Origin of the sequence: Massilia sp. Mn16-1_5, from assembly GCF_004798585.1 — a bacterium.
Classification (GTDB): domain Bacteria; phylum Pseudomonadota; class Gammaproteobacteria; order Burkholderiales; family Burkholderiaceae_D; genus Telluria.
Window position 1 is genome coordinate 63,707 of the sequence record NZ_PPXQ01000011.1, and the last position, 24,600, is coordinate 88,306.

Below are 24,600 nucleotides of genomic sequence, written 5' to 3' on the forward strand. Positions count from 1 at the left end.
TCCGGGGCGGCTGCGGCCGCCCTTTCATTTTGGAGAAAGAAGCATGCTGAAAAAACTACGGATTGGCCCGAAGCTCCTGCTTGCGCCGGGACTGGTGCTGGTGCTGCTGACGCTGCTCTCCGGCGCCGCCTATTACGGCATGGTGCGCCAGCATGCCTCGCTCGAGAACATGGTGCAGGTGCGCGCGGCGCGCCTGCAGGACACGGCCGACGTCGCCGGCGACGCCAAGTACGCGCACGCCAACATCTATCAGTTGCTGGCCTGGGTCAGCGGCAGCTTCGCCCAGAACCGGCTCGATGCCCTCGTCAAGGACATCAAGAACAAGCACGCCGACATCAAGAACCGCCTGGACGCGCTGGCGAAGGTCGCCGAACCGTCCGAGCGCAAGCTGATCGACGCCTCCCAGACCGCACTCGGCGCCTATCGCAAGGCGGTACTGGACACCATCGAGATGGCCTCGGTCGACCAGTCGATCGCGACCAATTCCATGCAGAAGGCGGAAAAGGAGTTCGGCACCCTGAATACCCAGCTGGCCCAGCTGGCGGCGCTGGAGACGCGCCTCAGCGAGGAAGCCTATGCCGCCGCCGGCGCCGAGTTCCGTACGCTGGGCGTCTCGATGGCGGTGCTGGTCGTGCTGTCGATCGCGCTGTCGCTGACGGTGACGGTGCTGGTGCGGCGCGCCATGCTGCTCGATATCCGCGCCATCTCGGACGTGGTGTCGGAGCTGGCCGAAGGCCGCCTGGCCAGCCCGACGGCCAGCACCGGGCGCGATGAAATCGCCGACACTTCGCGCGCGCTGGATCACACGATCGCCACCCTGAACACGACCTTGCACTCGATCCTGACCTCGGTGCGCTCGATCGACACGGCCTCGAAAGAAATCGCGACCGGCAACCTGGACCTCTCGACCCGCACCGAGATGCAGGCCGGCTCGCTCGAGCAGACCGCCAGCGCGATGGAAACGCTGACGGTGGCGGTGAAGGACAACGCCAATAATGCGCGCCTGGCCACCGATCTCGCGGCCGAAGCGGCGCGCCTGGCCGATCACGGCGGCCAGGCGGTCGACCGCGCGGTAACGACGATGGAATCGATCAAGGCCAGTTCGCGCAAGATCGTCGAGATCATCGGCGTCATCGACGGCATCTCCTTCCAGACGAATATCCTGGCCCTGAACGCGGCGGTGGAAGCGGCGCGCGCCGGCGAGCAGGGCCGCGGCTTCGCGGTAGTGGCGTCCGAAGTGCGCACGCTGGCGCAGCGTTCGGCGGCGGCGGCCAAGGAAATCAAGGCCCTGATCGCCGATTCGGTGGCGATCATCGACGGCGGCGCCGCTTCCGTCAACGAAGCGGGCAGCAGCATGGGTCACATCGTCGCCTCGGTGAAGCAGGTGAACGACATCATCGAGCGCATCAGCGTGGCCAGCACCGAGCAGGCCGACGGCATCGCCGAGGTCAATCGCGCGGTCGGGCAGATGGACGACATGACCCAGCAGAACGCGGCCCTGGTCGAGGAAGCGGCAGCGGCCGCCGAAAGCCTGCACGAGCAGACCGTCAACCTGGCGCGCGCCGTCTCGGTGTTCAAGATCGAGGGCTTCGAGACGCTGGCCGAAGCGGAAGAATCGGCCGAGTTCCAGGATCCACTCGATCGCCGCGCGCCCGGCAGCCCGATGCGCGGCGCCCCACGCGCCCTGCCCGGCGCCTCTACGGGCGGACGGGCCGAGCGCTTCAGCGGAACGGACGGCTGACGAAGCGCGACCCGGCCAGGCCGAAGCGCCAGGGCACGTCCATCGCCTTGGAGATGCCGATGCGCGGGCCGCTGACGATGTCCAGTCCCGGCGGCGCGGGCGCCAGGTCGAAGGGCGGCTGCGCCAGCGAGCGGCCATTGAAGGCGCGCGTCACCTCCAGGGCCTGGCACAGCTTGCCGGGCCCGGAACACAGGGCCGTGACATCCTCGGCGTCGCGCCGCGCGCGCATCACGTCCAGTCCCGCCAGCGGCTCGATCGCCCGGATCAGGACCCCGGCGCCATGTCCCTCCTCGCGGCAGACGAAGTTCAGGCACCAGTGGATGCCGTAGGACCGGTAGACGTAGCAGTGCGCCGGCGGACCGAACATGGCCATGTTGCGCTCGGTCGGACCGGAAAAGGCGTGCGAGGCGGGATCTTCGCGGTCATATGCCTCGGTCTCGACGATGCGGCCGCCGACGCCGTCGACCAGCACCACGACCCCGATCAGCTGGCGCGCAACGATCTCACTCGGTGCATAAAAATCAATTCCTGCAAGCTTGGCTGAGTTCATACAAACGATTTTAGGCGTTCCAACAACACCCTTCTGTCCGTTTTGCCACACAAGCCATGCGGAAAGCGCCCTGTTGCTGCAAGGAAATGCAGCATCGTTTATCATGGCAGCCTTCGCTTTATTTCCTATAAGCACCTTCTTCCCATGAGTACAGTTGCCGCAAAAGCAATTCCTGCGCGTAGCGCCCCACGCGCCCCGACGCGTGCCGCTGCGCCTGCGGCTCCGGCAGCCGCCGCGCCGTCCGACCCTGTCGATGCGCTGATCAAGTCGATCCGCATTCCGCCGCGCCCTTCCCTGCTGGCCGACCTGCAGGCCGAACTCGCCTCCAGCGACCCGTCGCCCGAGCGCATCGGCCGCATCGTCGCGCGCGACGTCGGCATGGCCGGTGCCCTGCTCAAACTGGCGAATTCCTCGCTGTTCGGCGGTCGTCGCGCCAAGTCGATCGAACAAGCCATCCTGTTCCTGGGGATCAACCAAGTGGCGGCGCTGATGACCGGCCTGCTGGCGCGCGAGGCGATTCCCGTCGAGAGCGCGGCGCTGGCGAATTTCTGGGACTTCTCGACCAAGCGTTCGCACGCGATGGTGTTCCTGTCGCGCCGCCTGCGCATCGGCGCGCCCGACATCGCCCATACCTTCGGCCTGTTCTGCGATACCGGCATGCCGCTGCTGGTAAAGCGCTTCCCCGACTACGAAACCACCTTCCTCGACGCCGGTGCCGAGCCGGAGCGTGCGTTCACGGCGCTCGAGGACGAGCGCCACAGCACCAACCACGCGGCCGTCGGCACCCTGCTGGCGCGCAACTGGGGCCTGTCAAGCGAGGTGTCGTGGGCCATCCTGCACCACCACGACTACGCCGTGATCGAGGACGAGAACACCGACGACGCCGTGCGCTCGCTGATCGCCCTCTCGCTGCTGGCCGAGCGCGCGATCCGCCGCTACCAGGGCCACGCCGGCTCGCCCGAATGGGACAAGGGCGGCGAACGCGCATGCGCCTACCTCTCGCTCGACGAGGACGAGACGGCCGAGTTGCTGGACGAACTGGAAGAAGCGCTGCACGACGATCATTAGCGCTTCGCGCAGGCTTTGACAGGCCGCCCCTGCAGGACGATACTGAAACATCGCAACCGGCTTGGGAGACAATGATGAGAACCTGGATTCTGTCGCTGCTCGTCCTGCTGTCCGGTTGTGCCCAGCTGGGCTCCCCGGTGTCCGACACCAAAGTGGCCGCCCTCCTCAAGGACGCGGCCTTCGCCCCCTCCACGCAAGCGGTCGACGCCGACGACCTGTTCACGCTCAGCCCGGCCATGCAGCGTCACGTGCGCAGCCCGCAGTTCCAGGCGACGCTGCGCGAACACGGCCCCGTCATGGGCCTGCTGCATGCGCTCTACGATCCGCGCGACCTCAAGCTCGACTACGACGCCACCTACACCGGCACCGCCTCCGAAACCTACGCCGCGCGCAAGGGCAATTGCCTGTCGCTGGTCATCATGACCGCCGCCTTTGCGCGCGAGCTCGGCATGACCGTGCGCTACCAGGAGGTCAAGGTCGAGGAAACCTGGAACCGCGAACGCGCCACCTATCTCGTCAGCTCCCATGTGAACCTGAGCCTGGCGCCGAGCGCACGACGTTTCCACGACCAGGACCCCGAGTCGATGTTGACCATCGACTTCATTCCGGAGCTCGGCGCCAGCCGCAACCGCGTCACCTTTCTCGACGAAACCGAAATCATCGCCCTGTACATGAACAACCGGGCCGCCGAGGAACTCGTCCTCGGTAACAATGCGCAAGCCTATTGGTGGGCGCGTGCCGCCCTGCTGAAGAATCCGGAACTCGCGAGCGCCTACAACACGCTGGCCGTGATCTACCAGCGCAGCGGCCAGCCGCTCATGGCCGAGCAGGTGTTTCGCGTGGCACTGGAGCGCGAGCCGGACTCGCTGATCGTAATGCAGAACCTGGCCCCCGTCCTCGCCGCGAACGGCAAGCAGGCCGAAGCCGAGGCGATGACCCAGCGGGTGGCACGCCTGTATCCGGCGCCGCCTTACCATTATTTTGAACAGGGAATGAAGGCCTACCAGGCAGGGAAGTTCGAACAGGCGCGCAAACTGTTCGCACGCGAAGTGGCGCGCGCGCCCTACAACGACGAGTTCCATTTCTGGCTGGGCCTGGCCAACCTCCAGCTGGGAGAGCTGACAACGGCGGAGAAGCAGTTGACGCTGGCACGCGAGAACAGCGTACGCAGCGATACACGGGAGCGCTATGCGGCCAAGCTGGCGCACTTGCGCGGTATGACGAACGCACCGCGCCGCAACTGAAAGGCCTTGCGCCTGTCGATTGCGGCCGCGGGGGATGGATCAGCGGCGGCGCTGGAAGCCGCCGGTGCGTGGCGCCGGGGCGCCGCGCGTTTCGATGTGACGGAACACGATACGGCCCTTGTTCAGGTCGTACGGCGACAGCTCCAGCGTCACCTTGTCGCCCGCCAGGATGCGGATGTGATTCTTCTTCATACGGCCCGAGGTATAGGCAACGAGCTTGTGGCCGTTGTCCAGGTCGACACGGAAGCGCAGTTCAGGCAGCACTTCGGTCACGAGGCCATTCATTTCGATGAGTTCTTCTTTTGCCATGTTGTTCTTCCTTTAGAGTTGAAGCCGCGAGCCGGCGCGTAACAAAAGCGCGATGAAGATGCCGCCGGTTGCCAGCGCCCGCGAGGACTGGACCGGAGAAAAGAGTGAAAAGGCCGCTAAAAGCGGAGAGAGTGGCGGCGGCTTGGATCCGGGCCTGCAACCGGACGCCGACCTGCGCGAGGAGAAAAAAAAGCTCGCATGCTGCGAGCTTCGTTTCAATGGTTTTTCAATGCTTGTATCGCTGCTCCAGCCCATGCTATCTGCAAGGTGCGGAGCCCTGGACGCCCATGCTATCTGCGTGGTGCCCCCATCGGTGTAAGTCGACCAATGTATCTCGAATCAATCCTGCGGTGCTGGTCGCCGGCGACGTTACACACATCGCGTTGCGGGCTGCCGCTGGATGTCGCCAGGGCCTCATGGCCTCGACGACTGCAAGCAGTGTAACACGGATCGGAAAAGGACGTATGGACGAGCCTGGTTTTCCGCCGCTCAGAGCAGCGAGCCCTGGCGCGGCGCCGGCAGGCCAGCGCCGCCATCGACGAGCAACTGGCGCCAGATCTCCAGCTTTTGTTCGAACGTCATCGCCATGTGCGCCGGTGAACTCGACGGCAGCACCAGCGTCCGGTAGCCGGCCTGCGCGAACTGCGGCGCGAACTTGCCCGAGGCCTGGCCGTTGAAGCCGACCGTTTCCAGCGCAGGACACAATTCGTGCAGGCGCTCGAAATCGTTGGCGGCCGGCTTGCGGATGGCGGAATCGAGACTGCCTTCGCGCTCGCAGGCGCCCAGTACGTCCCACAGGCCGATGCCGTGCGCCAGCAGGCGCGGCAAACGCTCGGCGTAAGGCAGCGCAGTCAGGTCTTCGCCGACCAGGGCGCCGACCAGCTTCCAGAACTGATTACGCGGATGCGCGTAGTACTGGGCCGCGGCGAGTGACTGCGCGCCCGGAAAACTGCCCAGGATCAGGATCCGGACATTGGTGTCCAGAACCGGGGCCAGGCCGGTCAGCAATGTGGAAGCGGTGCTCATGCCGCGATTGTAGCCCCGCCGGGCCAAGGCAAGCCGCACATAAAAAAGCGGCGGACCGCACCAGGTCCGCCGCAAAGGGCACCTCTGAAATGCTTAACGCGCCGCCAGCGGCTCCGACGCCGCCGGCGCATCCCAGCCGCCGCCTAGCGCCCGGATCAGGGCGACGGTCGTCAGCGCCTGGTTGCCGCGCAGCTGGACCGCGCTGCGCTCCACGCTCGCGAGGTTACGCTGGGCGTCGAGCAGGTCGAGGTAGCTGGAGCGGCCGGCGTCGTAGAGCTTGCGGGCCAGTTCCGCCGAGCGGCGTGCCGAGCGCACGGCATCGTCGACTTCGACACCCTGCTCGGCCAGGATGCGCACGCCGGCCAGGTTGTCCTCGACCTCCGCAAAGGCGGCCAGCACCCGCTCCCGATAAGCCGCCACCGATTCCTCCAGCGCCGCCTCGCTGCGCGTCACGTTGGCCTTGTTACGGCCGCCGTCGATGATCGGCAGGGACAGCAACGCGCCGAGCACCCAGGAACGGCTGCTCCAGTTGAATACGTCCGCCATGCTGCCGCCGACGCCGCCGCCCACCGCATTGATGTTCAGGGCCGGGAACATGGCGGCGCGCGCCACCCCGATGCGCGCGTTCGCCGCTTCCATCGCACGCTGGGCGGCGGCGATGTCGGGCCGGCGCTCGAGCAGGCTCGAAGGCAGCCCGGCCGGAATCGCAGGCAGCGCCACGCTCTCCGGCAAGGGGCTGTTCGATGCCGTGAAGCGCGCGGCCGGGCGGCCCAGCAGCACGGCCAGCGCGTGTTCGGCAGTCGCACGCTGGCGCTGCAGGCCGATCGCTTCGGCGCGCGTGGCGGACAATTCGGTCTTTGCGCGCGTCAGGTCGAATTCGCCGATGTCGCCCAGGTCGAACCTGCGCTGGTTCACGCGCACGCTCTCCTCGCGCAGGCGGACCGCGCTGTCGACGGTAGCCAGTTCGGCGTCCAGCGCGCGCAGGCGGAACCATTGTTGCGCCACGTCGGCCTGCAGAGATAAAAGCACCGAGCGGTAGCTCGCCTCGCTGGCGCCAGCATCCTGGCGCGCCGCCTCGACGCTCGCGCTGACGCGGCCGAACAGGTCGACTTCGTAGCTCGCACTCAGGCTGGCGCTGTAGCTGTTCTGTGGCGCGACCGGACTGCCTTGCGGCAGGCCGGCGTCCAGGGCCGATGGCCGCGCGCGCTGGGCCTGGACCCCGAGGCCCACCTGCGGCATGCGGTCCGCCTGGGCGATACCCGCGATCGCCCTCGCCTGTTTTACGCGCGCCGCGGCGACAGCCAGGCTGGCGTTGTTGCGGGTCGCTTCGTCGACCAGTTCGGTCAATCTCGGATCCTGGAAGGCAAGCCACCACTCGCCGCGTGGCTGCTGTTCGGCCTGGCGGGCCGGAGCCCAGCGGCTGCCGTCGGCGGCGGTGAGCACCGGTTCCGCCTCCTTGAACGCCACCGGTGTATCGAGCACCGGCTGTTTGAAGGCCGGCGCGGCGCAGGCGCTCAGCAGCAGTGCAGCGAGGAGCGGTGCAATACCGCGTGCAATCATCGAGTTCATTGTGCGACTCCTTCCACCGCCACCACGACAGGGGCGACGGCTTTTTTCTCGAAACGTTTGGCAAAAGTACGCAGCAGGACGTAGAACAACGGCGTCAGGAACAGGCCGAAGAAGGTCACGCCCAGCATGCCGGCGAATACGGCGACACCCATCGCATGGCGCATCTCGGCGCCGGCGCCGCTGCTGAACACGAGCGGCACCACGCCCATGATGAAGGCGATCGAGGTCATCAGGATCGGACGCAGGCGCAGGCGGCTCGCTTCCAGGGCGGCGGCAACCACGCTGCGGCCGTGGTGTTCGAGTTCGCGGGCGAATTCCACGATCAGGATCGCGTTCTTCGAGGCCAGTCCGACCAGCACGAACAGGGCGATCTGCGTGAAGATGTTGTTGTCGCCGCCGGTCAGTTTGACGCCGACCAGGGCGCACAGGATCGACATCGGCACGATCAGGATCACGGCCAGCGGCAGGGTCCAGCTCTCGTACTGCGCGGCCAGCACCAGGAACACCAGCAGCACGCACAGCGGGAAGACGAAGATCATGGTGTTCCCCGACAGGATGTCCTGGTAAGTCAGGTCGGTCCATTCGTAGGCGATCCCTTTCGGCAGCGTTTCTTTCGCGATCTGCTCGAAGATGGCTTGCGCCTGGCCCGAAGACACACCCGCCGCCGGACCGCCGTTCATGTCGGCCGTGACATACGCGTTGTAGCGCTGCACACGGTCCGGGCCATAGCTATCCTTCACCTGCATCAGCGAGGACAGCGGGATCATCTCGCCCTTCACGTTACGCACCTTCAGTTGCGCGATCTGCTCCGGCTGCGAGCGGAACTGGGCATCCGCCTGCACCCGCACCTGGTAGGTGCGGCCGAACTGGTTGAAATCGTTCACGTACAGCGAGCCGAGATTCACCTGCAAGGTCTGGTAGATGGTCTGCAGCGGCACGCCGAGCTGCTTGGCTTTGACGCGGTCGATGTCGGCGAACAGCTGCGGCACGTTGATCTGGTAGCTCGAGAACACACCGGCCAGGCGCGGATCGGCCCAGGCCTTGGCCTGCATCGCCTGCGCCGCTTTATACAGCGCGTCGTAGCCGAGATTGCCGCGGTCTTCCAGCATCATCTTGAAGCCGCCGGTGGTGCCGAGGCCGTTCACGGGCGGCGGCGGCAGCACCATCACGAAGGCGTCTTCCACCGCGCCCATGCGCTTGTTGATCTCGGCGGCGATGGCCTCGGCCGACTGTTCCTTGCCATGGCGCTCGCTGAAGGGCTTCAGGGTCGTGAACACGATGCCGGCATTCGGCGCATTCGTAAAACCGTTGATCGACAGGCCGGGGAAGGCGACCGAGGAATCGACGCCGGGAATCTCCTTGGCGATGGCCGACATGCGGCGGATCACGGCGTCGGTGCGGTCGAGCGAGGCGGCGTCCGGCAGCTGGGCGAAGCCGATCAAATAGGCCTTGTCCTGCTGCGGCACGAAGCCCGGCGGCACCGCCTTGAACATGAACAGCGCGGCCACGCCCAGCACCGCATACACGGCGAGCGACATGGTCTTGCGGCGCAGGACCGTCTGCACGCCGCCTTCGTAGCGGTGCGAGGCACGGCCGAAGAAGCGGTTGAAGGCGGCGAAGAAGCGCCCGAAGATTTTATCCATCGCACGCGTCAGGCCATCCTTCGGTGCGTCATGCGCCTTGAGCAGCGCCGCCGACAGCGCCGGCGCCAGCGTCAGCGAGGCGAAAGCCGAGATCACGGTGGAAATCGCAATGGTCAGCGCGAACTGGCGGTAGAACTGGCCGGTCAGGCCGGAGACGAAGGCGATCGGCACGAACACGGCGCACAGCACCAGGGCGATGGCCACGATCGGGCCCGACACTTCCTTCATCGCCTGGATCGTCGCGTCGTGGGGGCTCAAGCCGTTGGTAATATTGCGCTCGACGTTCTCGACCACGACGATGGCGTCGTCGACCACGATGCCGATCGCCAGCACCAGCCCGAACAGCGACAGGGTGTTGATCGAGAAGCCGAACATCAGCATCACGGCAAAGGTGCCGACCACCGATACCGGCACGGCCAGCAGCGGGATGATCGAGGCGCGCCAGCTTTGCAGGAACACGATCACGACCAGCGCGACCAGCACCACCGCTTCCAGCAGCGTATGAATGACGGAGTCGATCGACTCGCGCACGAATTGGGTTGGGTCGTACACAATGCTGTATTCGACGCCTTCCGGAAACTCTTTGGACAGCTCGGCCATGGTGGCGCGCACGTCCGTCGACAGCTGCAGCGCGTTCGCGTTCGGCGCCTCGAAGATGGGAATCGCCACCGCCGACTTGTTGTTCAGGAGCGAACGCAGGGCATAGGAATTCGAGCCCATCTCCAGGCGCGCCACGTCCTTCAGCAGCGTGGTCGAGCCATCCTCGCCGGTTTTCACCACGATGTCGCCGAACTCCTCGACGGTGGACAGGCGGCCTTGCGTGTTAACGGTCAGCTGGAACTCGGCGCCCTTGGCCGGGCCCTGGCCGATCACGCCGGCCGCGACCTGCACGTTCTGCTCGCGGATCGCATCGACGACATCGCCCGCGACCAGGCCGCGCGCCGCCACCTTTTGCGGATCGAGCCAGACGCGCATGGCGTAGTCGCCCGAGCCGAACAGCTGGACTTCGCCCATGCCTTCGATGCGCGCCAGGCGGTCCTTGATGTTCAGGGTGGCGTAGTTGCGCAGATACAGGTCGTCGTAGCGGCCGTCCGGCGAATTCAGGTGCACCACCATGGTCAGGTTGGGCGAGCTTTTCACCGTGGTCACGCCGATCTGGCGCACCTCTTCCGGCAGGCGCGGCAGCGCGCGCTGGACGCGGTTCTGCACCTGCGTCTCGGCCTGTTCGACATTGGTGCCGATGGCGAAGGTCACCGTCAGCATCAGGGCGCCGTCGGAGGTGTTTTGCGAGGACATGTAGAGCATGTTCTCGACGCCGTTGATCTGCTCTTCCAGCGGCGCGGCCACCGTCTCGGCGATCACCTTCGGATTGGCGCCCGGGTACTGGGCGCGCACCACGATCGAGGGCGGCACCACGTCCGGGTACTCCGAGACCGGCAACTGGAAGATGGCGATCAGGCCGGAGACGAAGACCAGCACCGACAGCACGACCGCAAAGATCGGTTTGTCGACAAAGAAGCGTGAGAAGTTCATGGCTTACTCCTTGGTGGTCGCTGCTGCCAGCGCCAGCGGCGCGCTGCCGTCCATCGGAACGATCTGCGGCGCCACCGGCGCGCCGGGACGCACGCGCTGCAGGCCGTTGACGACGATCTTCTCTCCCGCCTTGACGCCGCTGCGCACCACGCGCAGGCCGTCGACCACGGGACCGAGCGTGACCGGACGGTACTCGGCCTTGCCGTCAAGCCCCACCACGAACACGAACTTGCGGCTCTGGTCCGTGCCCACAGCCCGCTCGTTGATCAGGACCGCCTTGCGGCTGTCGGCCGCGCCCAGCTGGACCCGGGCGAACAGGCCCGGCACCAGGGCGCCATCCTTGTTCTCGAAGGTGGCGCGCATACGCACGCTGCCGGTACGGGTGTCGAGCTGGTTGTCGACGAATTCGAGTTTTCCTTCATGCGGGAAGCCCTCCTCGTTGGCCAGGCCCACGCGCACTGCCACCGGTGCGCCATCTCTCGCCTTGGCGCCGACGCGCAGATAGGTGTCCTCGTCGCCGTCGAAGCTGGCGTAGATGCGATCGAGCGAGACGACCGAGGTCAGCACCGCGGCCGGGTCGACCAGGTTGCCGATCGTGATCTCGGCTTTCGAGACGCGGCCATCGATCGGCGACACCACGCGGGTGTAGGCCAGGTTCAGGCGTGCGGCTTCGTACTGGGCCTGCGCGGCGGCGGCGCTCGCGTCGAGCTCCTTCTGGCTGGCGGACGCTTCGTCGAATTCGCGGCGGGCGATGGCCTTATCGGCCATCAGGCTCTCGGCACGCGCCAGTTCGCGCTTGGCGAGATCGGCCTTGGCGCGGGCCGAGGCGGCGGCGGCCTGGGCGCGCGTGGCTTCGGCCTGGTAAGGGCGCGGATCGACCACGAACAGCACGTCGCCCTTTTTGACTTCGCTGCCCGGCTTGAAGTTGACGGCGGTGATGAAACCGCTGACGCGCGAGCGGATCTCGACCCGTTCCACCGCTTCCAGGCGGCCGGAGAATTCCTGGGTCTCGGCCACCGGCTTCTCGAGCACGATGGCGGCCGAGACGGGCGGCGCGGCGGGTGCGGCGGGTGCGGCCGTCTTGCCGGTCGCGTCTTCGCAGCCGGCGAGCGACATGCCGACCAGGCCGGCGGTGGCCAGTGCGGCGATCAGCGGTTTTGCTGCGCTGGTAAGTTGTGTCAGATTTCTCATGTTGACCCCTTTTTCTTGTGAGAATGTTAATCAGTAGGCGACACCCGTCCCTCCCGTGTCAGATCACAGGAAAAAGCGGGCCCCGCCCGCGCCGGATGGCGCAGTGCCCTTTTAGTAGCGTTGGAAATTCAGGAAGGTGCTGGCTTAGGCTTGAGGAGCCCCCTGCTCCTCGAGCTCAGCGATGAAGGAAGCGATTTCCGCCAGCGCCGGCCGTTCGCAGGCGCACTCGTTGCGGTCGTCCGCCAGTTGCGGCGCCGGTAGCATGCGCTTGACGGTGGCCGGCACGCCGAAGCTGGCGAGCTTGGCGCCGTAGGCTTCGGCCTCGTCGCGCAGCGGGTCGTCGTCGGCCGAGAGGATCAGGGCCGGCGGCAGGTTTTTCAGGCGGCTCGATTGCAGCGGCGAGGCGTACGGGTGGGTACGGTCGGCCGCGTTCGGCAGGTAGCCGCGGTAGGCGGCGGCGCAGCCGTCGGCCAGTTTGGCCTGGTCGACGCATTGCGGCATTTCGCGCATCGAGCAGGTCGACAGGCCCGGGTCGAGCATCGGCATGATCAGGATCTGGCCGGCCAGTTTCGGCGCGCCGCGGTCGCGCGACATCAGGGCGCACACCGCAGCCAGGTTGGCGCCGGCTTCGATGCCGGCCACCAGCAGGTGCTTGCCATTCCAGCCGAGCTTGGTTTTGTTCTTCTTGGCCCATAGCAGCACGGCGTGGGCATCCTCGACCGCGGCCGGGAAGGGACGCACCGTGGCCAGCGTGTAGTTCGATGCGAGCACGACCGGGGTATGGCTGACGCCGGCCAGGCGGCGCAGGAAGCCGTCCGATTCGTCGAGGTCGTCGACAATGAAGCCGCCGCCGTGGAAGAACACGACCAGCGTATCGCGCTTGCCTTTCACGGGGCCGGCGGCGTACAGGCGCGCCCTCAAGAGACCTTGCTCGCCGCTCACTTCCAGTTCGCGCACCCGGACCTCGTCGGCAATCGCGTTCATGGTATCCAGGCGGTCGTTCATCGCGCCACCTCCGGCGAGACGGCCGCCAGGGTCACTGATTCGGTGCACAGGGTGTGCGCCATGACGGTCGACAGCGCATGCACGCCACGTGCCTCGGCGCCTGCGGCCTGCGCATAGGCGCCGCTGCCGACGACCCCGGCCATCGCCAGGGTACTGACCGCTACTGCGATCGTTGCCACCACGCTGTCCCGAATGTTCATGTCCTGCTCCCAAATGCCACGTTATTGATGCTCCAGTACGCACACTATAGACATCTACTACAATCTGATAAAGACGGCAATTACGAATCCATTGTTCGTCAATTCCGAACAATAAGCTTAAAACTGAGTTAAATCGAGCCGACATGAACAAGCTGCAGGCAATGGAAGTCTTCGTGCAGGTGGTCGACACCGGCAGTTTTACGCGCGCCGCGCAAGTGCTCGACCTGCCCAAGGCCAGCGTTTCGACCCTGGTGCAGGCGCTGGAAGCCTCGCTCTCGGCCAAGCTGCTGCACCGGACCACCCGCATGGTGACCGTCACCTCCGACGGCGCCGCCTATTACGAACGCTGCGTGCGCATCCTGGCGGACGTGCGCGAGGCCGAGGAATCGCTGTCGCGCATGCGCATCAATCCGAGCGGACGGCTGCGCGTGGACACGCCGACCGGGCTGTCGAGCGAGATCCTGGTGCCGGCGCTGCCTGGGTTTTTCGAGCGCTATCCCGACATCACGCTGGAGCTGGGCAGCACCGACCGTCCCGTCGACCTGGTCGAGGAAGGCGTCGACTGCGCGGTGCGCGGCGGTCCCCTGTTAGACACCAGCCTGATCGCGCGCCGGGTCGGCATCATCAATTTCGTGACCGCCGCCGCGCCCTCCTACCTGGCGCGCTACGGCGTGCCCCAGCATCCGGACGAGCTGGCGCGGCACCGCTGCGTGAACTATTTCTCGGCCAAGACCGGCAAGGTCTACGACTGGGATTTCAACCGCAATGGGGAACGCATCGAGGTGCCGATGCCGGGCGTGATCGCCCTGAACGATTCGAACGCCTACGTGCAGGCCGGGCTGGCGGGACTGGGTATCATCCAGATGACGGACTACCTCTTGAGTCGCCACGTCGAGGAGGGACGCATGGTGCAGGTGCTGCCGGACTGGGTCAGCGATCCGCTGCCGGTGCACATCGTGTATCCGCAGAACCGCCACATGTCGGCCAAGGTGCGCGTGTTCGTGGAATGGGTGTCGGAACTGTTCGCGAATCATCCGCAGATGCGGCTCGGGGCGGCACCCGCTGCGCCCGTGCCGGCGAGCGCGGCGGCCTGATTTTTCGGTCTGCTCCGGTGTAGAATCGTTCGCATAACAATTCCAACCGGAGACCGACGTGACCACACCTTCGCGCGACATTCATGCCCTGCTCGCCCAGTACAGCGAGAGCCACCGCAACCCGACCAACGAGCTGATTCACTTCGTGTGCGTGCCGGTCATCGTGTTTTCTCTGCTCGGCATCCTGTGGGCGATCCATCCGGTGCTGGCCCTGGCCGCGGTGATCGGCGCGATGTGGTACTACCTGCAACTGTCGAAGCCCTTCGCGGTCGGCATGCTGGCCATGTCGATCCTGATGCTGGCGATCCTGGCCGCGATGCCGCCGCTGACGGTGCTGCCGCTGTCGATCGCCATCTTCGTCGTGGCCTGGATCGGCCAGTTCATCGGGCACAAGATCGAGGGCAAGAAACCTTCTTTCCTGGAAGACCTGCGCTTCCTGCTGATCGGGCCGCTGTTCGTGCTGGGCTTCCTGTATCGCCGTTTCAACCTGGCCTATTGAGTATGCTTGGCGCTACACCGGGGTGTGGCGCCTTCCGTCCTCCAAGAGTAAGCTTTCCGAAACGTCTCACGTTTTCGGAGGCCGTCATGAAAGCGTCTACCCTCTTCCTTCTCGCGGCCTTGCTTGCCGGCTGCGCCAGTCCTTCGCCCTCCGGCAACGTCTATCGCGCTTACCAGACCCAGAACGAGCAAGTCGTGCGCACCGGCACGGTCGAGTCGGTGCGCAATGTCCTCATCGCCAATCCGGACTCGGGCGTCGGCACCATGGGCGGCGCGGCGCTCGGCGGCCTGGCCGGTTCCACGGTTGGCCAGGGCAGGGGTTCCGCCGCGGCGAGCATCGTCGGCGCGATCGCGGGCGGCGTGCTCGGCCAACGCACTGAAGCGAACGTCAACAACCGGCCCGGCCTCGAAATCACGGTCCGGCTCGACAGCGGCGAATTGCGCGCGATTACCCAGGCCGCCGACGAACTGTTCCGGCCGGGCGAACGGGTGCGCCTGCTGAGCAATGGCTATATGACGCGCGTAACGCACTGAGCAGCTACTTTTGCTGCGTGATGCGGCACTGCGACAGCGGAGGCATGAGGCCCCATTTTTCCAATGTATAGACGGCGGGAAACAGGGAAAGCACGTATACTTCCGCGATGCCTTCTTCTGTCCTGTTTACCATTGCCTCGCTGATCTGGGGCTCGACCTTCTGGGCCATTACCTTGCAGCTGGGCGAGGTGCCGCCGGCGGTGTCCGTCGTCTACCGCTTCGCACTCGCGTCGAGCGTGCTGTTCGTGCTCTGCATCGGCCGCGGCTATAAATTGCAATTGCCCTGGCGCACCCAGAAGTGGGTCATGTTGCAGGGCATGGCGACCTTCGGCCTCTCGTATATTTGCACCTACCAGGCCGAGGAAGTCGTGGTGTCGGGCCTGGTGGCGGTCTTGTTCGCGCTGATGGTGTTCTGGACGCCGGTGCTGGGCCGCGTGTTCTACGGCACGCCGATCGCGCCGCGTACCTGGGGCGCCGGTGCGGTCGCCACCGGCGGCGTCGCCCTGCTCTTCTATCACTCGATCGGCACCGCCTGGCGCGACGTGCAGGCGGGCGGCAGCGGCCACTTCCTGCTGGGCGTCATTCTCGCCCTGGTGGCGACAATCGCCAGCTCGGCCGGCAGCATCGTCGTCGGCAAGGTGCGCGAACAGTCCGGCAACGTGATGCTGACCACGGCCTGGTCGATGTTCTGGGGCACGGCCCTGGTTGCGCTCTACGTGCTGCTGACGGGCCAGCGCTTCGTGCTGCCGCCGACCGCTTCCTATACGCTGGGCCTGCTTTACCTGTCGATCTTCGGCTCGGTGATCGCCTTCCTGGCCTACTTCACGCTGATCAACCGCATCGGACCGCAGAAGGCCGTCTACATCGGCGTCATCACGCCCGTCTTGTCCGTGCTGCTGTCGATTAAACTCGAACATTACCGCCCGGGTCCCGTCGAGTTCCTGGGCATGGTCCTGTGCCTGGGCAGCGTGGCCTGGGCCCTGCTCGCACCCGCAGCCAAACCCGTGCAACCTGTTACCTTGAACAACGCAACCGAAACCCAATGAGCGCAGCTACCCACTTTTCCGTCCGTCCCGCCGAACCGGCCGACGTCACCCACATCCACTCGATGATCGTCGAGCTGGCCGTGTTCGAGAAACTCGAGCACATGGTCGTCGCCACCGAAGAGCTGCTGCACGAGGGCCTGTTCGGCACCCGTCCGGCCTGCGAAGCGATCATCGGCGAGGAAAACGGCGAAGTCGTCGCCTTTGCCCTGTTCTTCCACAACTTCTCGACCTTCCTCACCAAGAAGGGCCTGTACCTGGAAGATTTATACGTGCGCCAGTCGCACCGCGGCAAGGGCTACGGCACCGCGTTGCTGTCCAAGCTCGCGCAGATCGCGGTGGAGCGCAAATGCGGCCGTTTTGAGTGGTCGGTGCTGGACTGGAACGAACCGGCGATCGGCTTCTACCAGACCATGGGCGCCGAGATCCTGCCGGAATGGCGCATCTGCCGCGTGACAGGCGAGGCGCTCGATCACCTGGCGCGCCGCGCTGATTGATGCGGTAATAAAAAGCCCACGGGACCGAAAGGTGCCGTGGGCGAACCCATTATGTCAATGGGGAGGGGAGACTGGAAATCAACGATTTCACTATAGCCCGATGAAACCGCCGGAAGTGGTTGTTCTTACAATTGCTTACCTCTCTTACGGATTCTCCGATACTTATCATTACCGAGCTGGAGATGCGCGAGTTGACGCTGCTCAAGCTTCAGCCGGGGGTGTCGCACGATTGAGTGATCACAAATGCAAGGAAGTGGTGTCCTCGACAATGTGCTCTTCGCACAAGGGGAGACATCATGGGATTCATCTTCCGACCGATCGCGAGGCGGCTGTATAAAGCCTGGCTGCGTTCACGCCTCGACAATTACAACCGCAGCCTGACGGCGATCGCGGCGCAGCGTGAGAACGATTTTCATGCGGAGCGCATGCTGCACCGGGCGGTATCGACGACGCGGTCGAAGTTGCAGTCTCTTTAAAAGATGAGTAGTGCTCGACAGATCAGCGACAAGCACGTGTCTTGTCAGCTGATCTTTTCCAGGTCGCTCAAAACCCCGCTGGCAGCTCGATATCCCGCGCCCGCATCACTCCGCCATTCACGACTGCCTGGCAGGGATTGAAGCCGATTCCATACGCCAGCTCGGACGGCCGCTTGATGTCCCACAGCGCAAAATCCGCCCGCTTACCCACTTCCAGCGTGCCGATCTGGTCCTGCAGGCCGAGGGCGCGCGCGGCGTTGATGGTGGCGCCCTGCAGGGCTTCGCGCGGCGTCAGGCGCCACAGCGTGCAGGCCATGTTCATCGCCAGCAGCAGCGAGCTGAGTGGCGAAGTGCCCGGATTGCAGTCGGTGGCCACCGCCAGCGGCACGCCGGCGGCGCGCAGGGCGGCGATCGGCGGGGCCTGCGTCTCGCGCAGGAAATAAAAGGCTCCGGGCAGCAGCACGGCAACCGTGCCGGCGGCGGCCATCGCATTGATGCCGGCCGGGGTCAGGTGTTCCAGGTGGTCGGCCGACAGGCCTTTATAACGCGCTACCAGTTCGGCGCCGCGCTGGTCGGACAATTGTTCTGCATGCAGCTTCACCGGCAGGCCGAGTTTTTTGGCGGCGGCGAATACCCGTTCGGTCTGGTCATAGCTAAAACCGATGTGTTCGCAGAAGGCGTCGACGGCGTCGACCAGGTTTTCCTTCACCAGCAGCGGCAGCATGCGCTCGGCGACTTCGGCGATGTAGTCGTCGGGACGGTCGGTAAACTCGGGCGGCAGCGCGTGGGCGCCGAGGAAAGTCGTGCGCACCTTGACCGGCAGCAGTTCGCCGATGCGGCGCGCGGCGCGCAGCAGGTTCGCCTCCCCTTGCAGGTTCAGGCCGTAGCCGGATTTTATTTCGAGGGTGGTGACGCCTTCGGCCAGCAGCTGCGAGATGCGCGGCGCGCTCTGGCGCAGCAGCTCTTCGACACTGGCGGCGCGGGTGGCGCGTACCGTGGACATGATGCCGCCGCCATTTCTCGCGATGTCTTCGTAGCTGGCGCCTTCCAGGCGCGCTTCCCATTCGTCGCTGCGGTTGCCGGCGTGGACGATGTGGGTGTGGCAGTCGACCAGGCCGGGCGTCAGCCAGGCGCCGTCGCAGTCGTGGATGACGGCGGCACGCGGCGCCTCGCGGCGCGGGCCGAGCCAGGCGATGCGCCCATGCTGCACGGCGATCGCGCCATCCTGGATTTCGCCATAGCCGTCGACCATCGTGGCCAGGTTCACGTTCGCAAATACCGCATCAAAGCGCGGCCCGTGGCGCTCACTCATCTTCGAATTCCTCTTCTTCGTTGTAGTAGAAAATATCGACAATGAAGATCACCGCCTGGTTCGCCTCGATCGACCAGATGGTGCCCGGATCGAACAGCACGGCGTCGTAGCGCACCAGGTTGATGCGCTCGGCGTCGCTGGCGATTTCCAGGGTGTCGCCCTCGGCCAGGAACATCAGGGTCAAATCGGCGCGCGCCACGAAACGCGACTTGCCGTCCAGGCGGCGCCGGCCGAACTGGTGGTAGCAGCGCTCGCTGCGCGTCATGACGTTGAAATCGGTGGTCGGGCCACGATTGAGCTTGGCAGTGACGCTTGAATCGCCATCGAAAGCCAGCACCGGGCCGCTCTCGCAGATGATGACGCGTTCGCTGCCGTCGATGTCGAGCGTCATGCCGTGGCCGTCGACCAGGGCCAGCGTGCGGTCGACGCCGGGGAAACGCGAGAACGGGCCGTCCTCCGAAATCGTCGCCAGGCTGACGCGCCAGTCGAAGTCGTCGAAGCCGGCCTCGGGCGGGCCGATCGCGATGGTGGTGGTACTGCCGCCGCCGTTCTTCCACGGGACCGCCGACAGGCCGGCAAACGGAATCAGGATGTTCATGCTCACGCCTCGCTCATGCTTAACCTTCGCGCAACTGTTGGAGGGCTTGCCGGTAGCGGCGCCCGATCGCTTCCTGCGCCATGTGGCGCCCGCCCTGCACCACCCAGCGCCCGCCTGCCAGGACGTCGCGCACCAGGTTGTCGTTCCCGCAGAATACCAGACGGCCGAGCACGTCGGCGTCGAGCACTCCGTCCAGGTTCGGATGGGCGGCGTCCAGCACCAGCAGGTCGGCCCGGCGTCCCTGCACCAGCGCCCCGACCGGCCGTCCGGCCGCCTGGGCGCCGCCAAGGAGTGCATCCTGCCACAGGTTGAGCGCCACGTCGCGCCGCGCTGGCGTGGCGGCGACATTCCGGCGCTGATGAATCAGGCGCTGTCCGTACTCGAGCCAGCGCAATTCCTCCACCGGACTCTGCGACACGTGGCTGTCGCTGCCGATGCCCCAGCGCCCGCCCTGCGCCAGGTAGTCGGCGAGCGGGAACAGGCCGTCGCCCAGGTTGGCCTCGGTGCTCGGGCACAGTCCCGCCACCGCGCCGCTGGTGGCCAGCTGCGCCACTTCGGCCTCGTTCAGGTGGGTGGCATGCACCAGGCACCAGCGCGCGTCGACAGCGAGCTGGTCGAACAGGTATTCGACCGGACGCCGGCCGCTGAAGTCCAGGCTCTGCTGCACTTCGCCCTGCTGCTCGGCGATGTGGATGTGCAGCGGCCGCTCCTTCGGCAGCGCCGCTATCAGCTCCTGGATCTGTTTGATGCCGGCTGCACGCAGCGAATGCGGCGCCGCTCCGACCTCGAGCTGGCCATTGCGCAGCGGCGCCAGCGCCTCGACGATGCGCAACACCGTGTCGACGTCGGTCTGGAAGCGCTTCTGCTCGGGTTTCAGGGGCTGGTCGCCGAAGCCGCTGTGGCTGTACAGGACCGGCAGCACGGTCAGTCCGATGCCGGACTGCTGGCCGGCGGCCGCGACCCGCTCGGCCATCTCGGCCGGCCGCGCGTACATGGCGCCTGCCGGGTCGCGCTGGATATAGTGGAATTCGCACAAGGCCGTGTAGCCATGGCGCAGGCACTCCGAAAACAGCTGGGCCGCGATGGCCTCGACCTGCTCGGGCGTGATGTGCTGCGCGAAGCGGTACATCAGCTCGCGCCAGGTCCAGAAGCTGTCGGGCCCGTCGCCCGCCTTTTCGGTCAGCCCGCCGAGCGCGCGCTGGAAGGCGTGCGAGTGCAGGTTGACCATGCCCGGCACCACATAGTCGGCACGGGCCACACCGATCGGCGGGCGCGCCCTGGGCTCCACCCGCGTCAGGTTGCCGCGCGCATCCCATTCGATCAATACGTCGCCCTGCCAGCCCTCAGGAAGCAGCGCATGGCGCGCGAACAGGGCGTTCATGCGCGCACCCAGTCGAGTGCCGCTCCCATCATGTCGGCCAGCAGCGGCTGCACCTCGGCCGCCACTTCCGGCCGATACGCAAACGGCGGCGTCTCGTCCATGTACAGGCACTGGCACATCTCGAGCTGGATCGCGTGGACGCCCTCTTTCGGCTGGCCGTAGAAGCGGGTGATGTGGCCGCCTTTGAAACGGCCGTTCACGGCGATGCTGAAGCGGTCCTGGGCGCGCGCCACGCCCACCACCGCATTCTCCAGCCCCGGATCGCAGGACTTGCCTTCTGCGGTACCGAAATTCAGGTCCGGCAGCCGGCCCTCGAAGAAGCGCGGCACACGCGAGGCGATCGAGTGCGCATCCCATAGGACCACGCGCCCGTGCAGCGCCAGCAATCGCGCCAGTTCGGCGCGCAGCTGATTATGGTAGGGGCGCCAGTAGCGCTCCAGGCGGCGCTGGACCTCGGCCTGGTCCGGCACTTTCCCCTCCTGGTACAGGCTTTCGCGCCCGAAGGTATCGACCGGGCAGAGGCCGGTCGTGTCCAGGCCCGGATACAGGTTCGTGTTCTCGGGCGGGCGGTTCAGGTCGATGACGTAGCGCGACCAGCGGGCAGTCAAGGTCGAGATGCCGAGACGGTCCGCGCACTCATAAAGCTCGGCCAGGTGCCAGTCGGTATCCGCCCTGGCCAGCGCGCAGGGCGCCAGGTGCGCGGCCACTTCGTCGGGAATGTCGGTGCCTACATGGGGCATCGACAGCAGCATCGGTGCATCGCCTGCCTTGAACCGGAAATCCATTACGACTCCTGTCTGAGTTAAGGATGGAGGATTGCGAACAACTCCCTGCATGACGCCGACAACTCGCCGGCGACGACCATCTGGCGCGCCGCTTCGATGTCCGGCGCGAAGAAACGGTCGGCATCGAAAGGCGCCACACGCTTGCGCAGCTGCGCGTGCACGTGCTCCAGGTGCTCGGAGCTGGCCAGCGGACGGTGGAACTCGATCCCCTGCCCTGCCGCCAGCAGCTCGATCCCGACAATAACCGACGTATTGTGCGCCATCTGGTCCAGGCGGCGCGCCGCGAAGGTGGCCATGCTGACGTGGTCTTCCTGGTTGGCGGAGGTCGGCAGGCTGTCGACGCTGGCCGGATGCGCCAGCGATTTGTTTTCGGAGGCCAGCGCGGCCGCCGTCACGTGGGCGATCATGAAGCCGGAATTCAGGCCCGGCTCGCGCACCAGGAAGGCCGGCAGGCCGGACAAATTCGCATCGATCAGCAGCGCGATGCGGCGTTCGGCCAGCGCGCCGATTTCGGCAATCGCCAGCGCCAGCGTGTCGGCGGCAAAGGCGACCGGCTCGGCGTGGAAGTTACCGCCCGAGACAATCGCACCATCGTCGGGAAACAGCAAAGGATTATCGGTGACGGCATTCGCTTCGATCAGCAGCGTGCGGCCGGCGTTGGCGACGAGATCCATCACGGCGCCCATCACCTGCGGCTGGCAACGCAGGCTGTACGGGTCCTGCACGCGCTCGTCGCCGACCAGGTGCGAGGCGCGGATCGCGCTGCCCTTTACGAGTTCGCGGTAGATGGCCGCTGCCGCGATCTGCCCAGGCTGGCCGCGCACGGCGTGGATGCGGGCGTCGAATGGCGCGTCGCTGCCGCGCGCGGCGTCGACCGACAGCGCGCCGGTGACCATCGCCGCTTCCACCAGGCGTTCGGCCATGAACAGGCCGTGCAGGGCCAGCGCGGTCGAGACCTGCGTGCCGTTGATCAGGGCCAGGCCTTCTTTCGCGGCGAGGCTGACCGGTTCGATGCCGGCTGCGCGCAGGGCGTCGGCCGCTTCCATGATCTCGCCACGATAACGCACCGGACCGACGCCGAGGATGGCCAGGGTCATGTGCGCCAGCGGCGCCAGGTCGCCCGAGGCGCCAACCGAGCCTTGCGCCGGAATCGCCGGCATGATGCCCGCGTTGTAAATCGCGATCAGGGTCTCGATGATCAGCGGACGCACGCCCGAATAGCCGCGCGCCAGGCTGCCGATCTTGGTCAGCAAAATCAGGCGCACGACGGCGTCCGAAATCAGTTCGCCGGTGCCGACCGCATGCGACAGGATCAGGTTGCGCTGCAGCTGTTCCAGCTGGTCGTTCGGGATGTGGGCCTTGGCCAGGATGCCGAAGCCGGTGTTGATGCCGTAGGCCGGGTCGCCCTTGTCGACGATGGTTTTGACCAGGGCGGCCGACGCGGCGATCGGTTCCGCCGCTTCAGGCGACAGCGCGATCGGGAAGTGAGCGGCCCAGGCCGCGCGCAAGTCGGACAGGCTCAAGGCGCCAGGGTTCAGGGTCCAGCCGTGGATTGGTTCGTGGTTCATGTTCGTGCTGCCTTACTTGATCATCGGGAGATTCAAGCCGGTGCGCTTGGCACAGGCGATGGCGGATTCGTAGCCGGCGTCGGCGTGGCGCATAACGCCCGAGCCGCTGTCGTTGACCAGCACGCGCGCCAGGCGCTTGGCCGCCGCGTCGGTGCCGTCGGCCACGATGACGACGCCGGAGTGCTGCGAGTAGCCCATGCCGACGCCGCCGCCGTGGTGCAGCGAGACCCAGGTGGCGCCACCGGCCGTGTTCAGCATGGCGTTCAGCAGCGGCCAGTCGGAGACGGCATCCGTCCCGTCGCGCATGCTTTCGGTTTCGCGGTTCGGGCTGGCGACGGAACCGGTGTCGAGGTGGTCGCGCCCGATCACGATCGGCGCCTTGAGTTCGCCATTCTTGACCATCTCGTTGAAGGCGAGGCCGGCGATGTGGCGTTCTCCGAGTCCCAGCCAGCAGATGCGCGCCGGCAGGCCCTGGAAGGAAATCCGTTCGCGCGCCATGTCGAGCCAGCGGTGCACCTGGGCGTGGTGGGGGAACAGTTCCTTGATCTTGGCATCCGTTTTATAGATGTCTTCCGGGTCGCCCGACAGCGCCACCCAGCGGAAGGGACCGCGCCCTTCGCAGAACTGCGGGCGGATATAGGCCGGCACGAAGCCGGGGAAGTCGAAGGCATGCTCGACGCCCTCGTCCTTCGCGACTTGCCGGATGTTGTTGCCGTAGTCGACCGCGTAGGCGCCCAGCGCCTTGAAGTCGAGGATGGCCTGCACGTGCTTCGCGCAAGATGCGGCGGCTGCCGCTTTCAGGCGCGCATGTTGCGCAGGATCGGCCTGCGCCGACTTCCACTCCTCGACCGTCCAGCCTTGCGGCAGGTAGCCGTGAATCAGGTCGTGGGCCGAGGTCTGGTCGGTCACTAAATCCGGCACCAGGCCGCCGGCGCGGGCGCGGCGCACCAGTTCCGGCAGCACGTCGGCGGCATTGCCGAGCAGGCCGATGGAAATCGCCTCGCGCTTGCCCGTGTGTTCCTTGATCAGGACGAGTGCTTCGTCGATGTCTTTCGCCTGCTTGTCGAGGTAGCGCGTGCGCAGGCGGAAATCGATGCTGCTCTGCTGGCATTCGATGGTCAAGGACACGGCGCCGGCGAAGGTCGCAGCCAGCGGCTGGGCGCCGCCCATGCCGCCGAGGCCCGCGGTCAGGATCCAGCGCCCGCCCCAGTCGCCATTGAAATGCTGGCGGCCCGCTTCGGCGAAGGTTTCGTAGGTGCCCTGCACGATGCCCTGGGTGCCGATATAAATCCAGCTGCCGGCCGTCATCTGGCCGTACATGAACAGGCCTTTACGGTCGAGCTCGTTGAAATGCTCCCAGTTGGCCCATTTCGGCACCAGGTTCGAGTTCGCCAGCAGCACGCGCGGCGCGTTCTCGTGGGTCTGGAACACGCCGACCGGCTTGCCCGACTGGATCAGCAGGGTCTGGTCGTCCTCGAGCTCGCGCAAGCTCGCCAGGATCTGGTCGTAGCACTCCCAGTTGCGCGCGGCGCGGCCGATGCCGCCGTAGACGACCAGGCGCTGCGGGTCTTCGGCCACCTCGGCGTCGAGGTTGTTCTGCAACATGCGGTAGGCGGCTTCGGTGAGCCAGCTCTTGCAGTTCAGTTCGGTACCGCGCGGGGCGCGGATGGTGCGCGTCGGATCGAAGCGCGGATCGAAGGACGATTCTTGGGTCATGGCAGCTCCTGGGAGTGAG

At 66.1% G+C, this 24,600-nt stretch carries 24 protein-coding genes; 10 read left to right on the forward strand and 14 right to left on the reverse strand.

All coding sequences use genetic code 11. The features are described 5' to 3' along the window. Window positions 1–43 precede the first annotated feature (43 nt). Window positions 44–1,741 (forward strand): methyl-accepting chemotaxis protein, encoded by a 1,698-nt coding sequence (locus C2862_RS14680; RefSeq protein WP_136220884.1) that lies wholly within the window; start codon window positions 44–46, stop codon window positions 1,739–1,741. Here the strand turns inward: C2862_RS14680 and C2862_RS14685 are convergent. Then, complete coding sequence (locus C2862_RS14685) at window positions 1,722–2,291, reverse strand: DNA-3-methyladenine glycosylase (RefSeq protein WP_136220885.1); 570 nt, start codon at window positions 2,289–2,291, stop codon at window positions 1,722–1,724. The two genes, C2862_RS14680 and C2862_RS14685, sit on opposite strands and share 20 nt — an antisense overlap. A 144-nt stretch (window positions 2,292–2,435) precedes the next feature. Between C2862_RS14685 and C2862_RS14690 the strand changes: the two genes are divergently transcribed. Further along, window positions 2,436–3,359, forward strand: a complete 924-nt coding sequence (locus tag C2862_RS14690; protein WP_136220886.1) for an HDOD domain-containing protein — start codon at window positions 2,436–2,438, stop codon at window positions 3,357–3,359. A 74-nt stretch (window positions 3,360–3,433) separates the two neighbouring features. Further along, window positions 3,434–4,603 carry a tetratricopeptide repeat protein gene (locus tag C2862_RS14695; RefSeq protein WP_229467444.1) on the forward strand — a complete coding sequence of 390 codons (1,170 nt, stop codon included), beginning with the start codon at window positions 3,434–3,436 and terminating at the stop codon, window positions 4,601–4,603. A gap of 39 nt (window positions 4,604–4,642) precedes the next feature. Here the strand turns inward: C2862_RS14695 and infA are convergent, their stop codons facing one another. Further along, window positions 4,643–4,912: a translation initiation factor IF-1 gene (infA, locus tag C2862_RS14700; RefSeq protein ID WP_136220888.1), complete on the reverse strand. Its 270-nt coding sequence runs from the start codon at window positions 4,910–4,912 to the stop codon at window positions 4,643–4,645. Between the two features lie 52 nt (window positions 4,913–4,964). On the opposite strand from infA, the gene C2862_RS14705 reads away from it, so the two are divergent. Continuing rightward, the gene (locus tag C2862_RS14705) at window positions 4,965–5,231 is read left to right on the forward strand and encodes a hypothetical protein (RefSeq protein WP_136220889.1); all 267 of its coding nucleotides are present in this window, start codon (window positions 4,965–4,967) and stop codon (window positions 5,229–5,231) included. Between the two features lie 170 nt (window positions 5,232–5,401). On the opposite strand, the gene C2862_RS14710 is transcribed toward C2862_RS14705, so the two are convergent. The 6 genes from C2862_RS14710 to C2862_RS14735 form a co-directional block, all read right to left on the reverse strand. Beyond that, on the reverse strand, window positions 5,402–5,938 hold the full coding sequence (locus tag C2862_RS14710) for a DNA-deoxyinosine glycosylase (RefSeq protein ID WP_136220890.1): 537 nt from the start codon (window positions 5,936–5,938) through the stop codon (window positions 5,402–5,404). 93 nt (window positions 5,939–6,031) lie between these two features. Further along, a complete protein-coding gene (locus C2862_RS14715) occupies window positions 6,032–7,507 on the reverse strand; it encodes an efflux transporter outer membrane subunit (RefSeq protein ID WP_136220891.1) in 1,476 nt (491 codons plus the stop codon). Continuing rightward, window positions 7,504–10,683 carry an efflux RND transporter permease subunit gene (locus C2862_RS14720; protein ID WP_136220892.1) on the reverse strand — a complete coding sequence of 1,060 codons (3,180 nt, stop codon included), beginning with the start codon at window positions 10,681–10,683 and terminating at the stop codon, window positions 7,504–7,506. Before C2862_RS14720 ends, C2862_RS14715 begins: the two co-directional genes overlap by 4 nt. Before the next feature lie 3 nt (window positions 10,684–10,686). Then, the gene (locus C2862_RS14725; protein WP_136220893.1) at window positions 10,687–11,874 is read right to left on the reverse strand and encodes an efflux RND transporter periplasmic adaptor subunit; all 1,188 of its coding nucleotides are present in this window, start codon (window positions 11,872–11,874) and stop codon (window positions 10,687–10,689) included. 144 nt (window positions 11,875–12,018) lie between these two features. Then, window positions 12,019–12,879 (reverse strand): alpha/beta hydrolase, encoded by an 861-nt coding sequence (locus C2862_RS14730; RefSeq protein WP_229467445.1) that lies wholly within the window; start codon window positions 12,877–12,879, stop codon window positions 12,019–12,021. Next, entirely contained in the window at window positions 12,876–13,079 is a 204-nt protein-coding gene (locus tag C2862_RS14735; RefSeq protein ID WP_136220894.1) for a hypothetical protein, read from the reverse strand. Before C2862_RS14735 ends, C2862_RS14730 begins: the two co-directional genes overlap by 4 nt. 143 nt (window positions 13,080–13,222) lie before the next feature. On the opposite strand from C2862_RS14735, the gene C2862_RS14740 reads away from it, so the two are divergent. The 6 genes from C2862_RS14740 to C2862_RS14765 all read left to right on the forward strand — a co-directional run bounded on the left by C2862_RS14740 (window position 13,223) and on the right by C2862_RS14765 (window position 17,221). Further along, window positions 13,223–14,173 (forward strand): LysR family transcriptional regulator, encoded by a 951-nt coding sequence (locus C2862_RS14740; protein WP_136220895.1) that lies wholly within the window; start codon window positions 13,223–13,225, stop codon window positions 14,171–14,173. 58 nt (window positions 14,174–14,231) lie between these two features. After that, on the forward strand, window positions 14,232–14,672 hold the full coding sequence (locus C2862_RS14745) for a DUF962 domain-containing protein (RefSeq protein ID WP_210735997.1): 441 nt from the start codon (window positions 14,232–14,234) through the stop codon (window positions 14,670–14,672). A gap of 86 nt (window positions 14,673–14,758) precedes the next feature. After that, a complete protein-coding gene (locus C2862_RS14750; RefSeq protein ID WP_136220896.1) occupies window positions 14,759–15,205 on the forward strand; it encodes a glycine zipper 2TM domain-containing protein in 447 nt (148 codons plus the stop codon). A gap of 107 nt (window positions 15,206–15,312) precedes the next feature. After that, window positions 15,313–16,251 carry a DMT family transporter gene (locus C2862_RS14755; protein ID WP_136220897.1) on the forward strand — a complete coding sequence of 313 codons (939 nt, stop codon included), beginning with the start codon at window positions 15,313–15,315 and terminating at the stop codon, window positions 16,249–16,251. Then, window positions 16,248–16,745 carry a GNAT family N-acetyltransferase gene (locus C2862_RS14760; RefSeq protein WP_136220898.1) on the forward strand — a complete coding sequence of 166 codons (498 nt, stop codon included), beginning with the start codon at window positions 16,248–16,250 and terminating at the stop codon, window positions 16,743–16,745. The genes C2862_RS14755 and C2862_RS14760 overlap by 4 nt, the downstream gene beginning before the upstream one ends. 296 nt (window positions 16,746–17,041) lie before the next feature. Then, a complete protein-coding gene (locus C2862_RS14765; protein WP_136220899.1) occupies window positions 17,042–17,221 on the forward strand; it encodes a hypothetical protein in 180 nt (59 codons plus the stop codon). A gap of 67 nt (window positions 17,222–17,288) precedes the next feature. Here C2862_RS14765 and hutI read toward each other — a convergent pair whose 3' ends face one another. From hutI to hutU, 6 genes are read right to left on the reverse strand one after another with little or no spacing between them, the layout of a single operon-like run. Further along, on the reverse strand, window positions 17,289–18,533 hold the full coding sequence (hutI, locus tag C2862_RS14770; RefSeq protein ID WP_136220900.1) for an imidazolonepropionase: 1,245 nt from the start codon (window positions 18,531–18,533) through the stop codon (window positions 17,289–17,291). Then, window positions 18,526–19,131, reverse strand: a complete 606-nt coding sequence (locus C2862_RS14775) for a HutD family protein (protein ID WP_136220901.1) — start codon at window positions 19,129–19,131, stop codon at window positions 18,526–18,528. The genes hutI and C2862_RS14775 overlap by 8 nt, the downstream gene beginning before the upstream one ends. A gap of 19 nt (window positions 19,132–19,150) precedes the next feature. Then, window positions 19,151–20,512, reverse strand: coding sequence for a formimidoylglutamate deiminase (locus tag C2862_RS14780; protein WP_136220902.1), 1,362 nt, complete (start codon window positions 20,510–20,512; stop codon window positions 19,151–19,153). Continuing rightward, a complete protein-coding gene (hutG, locus tag C2862_RS14785) occupies window positions 20,509–21,297 on the reverse strand; it encodes an N-formylglutamate deformylase (RefSeq protein ID WP_136220903.1) in 789 nt (262 codons plus the stop codon). Before hutG ends, C2862_RS14780 begins: the two co-directional genes overlap by 4 nt. Window positions 21,298–21,314: 17 nt before the next feature. Continuing rightward, window positions 21,315–22,865 carry a histidine ammonia-lyase gene (gene hutH, locus C2862_RS14790; protein ID WP_136220904.1) on the reverse strand — a complete coding sequence of 517 codons (1,551 nt, stop codon included), beginning with the start codon at window positions 22,863–22,865 and terminating at the stop codon, window positions 21,315–21,317. 12 nt (window positions 22,866–22,877) lie between these two features. Then, on the reverse strand, window positions 22,878–24,581 hold the full coding sequence (gene hutU, locus C2862_RS14795) for a urocanate hydratase (RefSeq protein ID WP_136220905.1): 1,704 nt from the start codon (window positions 24,579–24,581) through the stop codon (window positions 22,878–22,880). Window positions 24,582–24,600 lie beyond the last annotated feature (19 nt).

Bases quoted from the DNA above. Each gene is read 5' to 3' on its own strand.
- C2862_RS14705 (WP_136220889.1), top strand. From the start codon at position 4,965: ATGAAGATGCCGCCGGTTGCCAGCGCCCGCGAGGACTGGACCGGAGAA.
- infA (WP_136220888.1), bottom strand. From the start codon at position 4,912: ATGGCAAAAGAAGAACTCATCGAAATGAATGGCCTCGTGACCGAAGTG.
- C2862_RS14710 (WP_136220890.1), bottom strand. From the start codon at position 5,938: ATGAGCACCGCTTCCACATTGCTGACCGGCCTGGCCCCGGTTCTGGAC.
- C2862_RS14720 (WP_136220892.1), bottom strand. From the start codon at position 10,683: ATGAACTTCTCACGCTTCTTTGTCGACAAACCGATCTTTGCGGTCGTG.
- C2862_RS14765 (WP_136220899.1), top strand. From the start codon at position 17,042: ATGGGATTCATCTTCCGACCGATCGCGAGGCGGCTGTATAAAGCCTGG.
- hutH (WP_136220904.1), bottom strand. From the start codon at position 22,865: ATGAACCACGAACCAATCCACGGCTGGACCCTGAACCCTGGCGCCTTG.
- C2862_RS14680 (WP_136220884.1), top strand. From the start codon at position 44: ATGCTGAAAAAACTACGGATTGGCCCGAAGCTCCTGCTTGCGCCGGGA.
- C2862_RS14735 (WP_136220894.1), bottom strand. From the start codon at position 13,079: ATGAACATTCGGGACAGCGTGGTGGCAACGATCGCAGTAGCGGTCAGT.
- hutU (WP_136220905.1), bottom strand. From the start codon at position 24,581: ATGACCCAAGAATCGTCCTTCGATCCGCGCTTCGATCCGACGCGCACC.
- C2862_RS14755 (WP_136220897.1), top strand. From the start codon at position 15,313: ATGCCTTCTTCTGTCCTGTTTACCATTGCCTCGCTGATCTGGGGCTCG.
- C2862_RS14740 (WP_136220895.1), top strand. From the start codon at position 13,223: ATGAACAAGCTGCAGGCAATGGAAGTCTTCGTGCAGGTGGTCGACACC.
- C2862_RS14775 (WP_136220901.1), bottom strand. From the start codon at position 19,131: ATGAACATCCTGATTCCGTTTGCCGGCCTGTCGGCGGTCCCGTGGAAG.
- C2862_RS14695 (WP_229467444.1), top strand. From the start codon at position 3,434: ATGAGAACCTGGATTCTGTCGCTGCTCGTCCTGCTGTCCGGTTGTGCC.
- C2862_RS14715 (WP_136220891.1), bottom strand. From the start codon at position 7,507: ATGAACTCGATGATTGCACGCGGTATTGCACCGCTCCTCGCTGCACTG.
- C2862_RS14760 (WP_136220898.1), top strand. From the start codon at position 16,248: ATGAGCGCAGCTACCCACTTTTCCGTCCGTCCCGCCGAACCGGCCGAC.
- C2862_RS14750 (WP_136220896.1), top strand. From the start codon at position 14,759: ATGAAAGCGTCTACCCTCTTCCTTCTCGCGGCCTTGCTTGCCGGCTGC.
- hutG (WP_136220903.1), bottom strand. From the start codon at position 21,297: ATGGATTTCCGGTTCAAGGCAGGCGATGCACCGATGCTGCTGTCGATG.
- hutI (WP_136220900.1), bottom strand. From the start codon at position 18,533: ATGAGTGAGCGCCACGGGCCGCGCTTTGATGCGGTATTTGCGAACGTG.
- C2862_RS14685 (WP_136220885.1), bottom strand. From the start codon at position 2,291: ATGAACTCAGCCAAGCTTGCAGGAATTGATTTTTATGCACCGAGTGAG.
- C2862_RS14690 (WP_136220886.1), top strand. From the start codon at position 2,436: ATGAGTACAGTTGCCGCAAAAGCAATTCCTGCGCGTAGCGCCCCACGC.
- C2862_RS14780 (WP_136220902.1), bottom strand. From the start codon at position 20,512: ATGAACGCCCTGTTCGCGCGCCATGCGCTGCTTCCTGAGGGCTGGCAG.
- C2862_RS14730 (WP_229467445.1), bottom strand. From the start codon at position 12,879: ATGAACGACCGCCTGGATACCATGAACGCGATTGCCGACGAGGTCCGG.
- C2862_RS14725 (WP_136220893.1), bottom strand. From the start codon at position 11,874: ATGAGAAATCTGACACAACTTACCAGCGCAGCAAAACCGCTGATCGCC.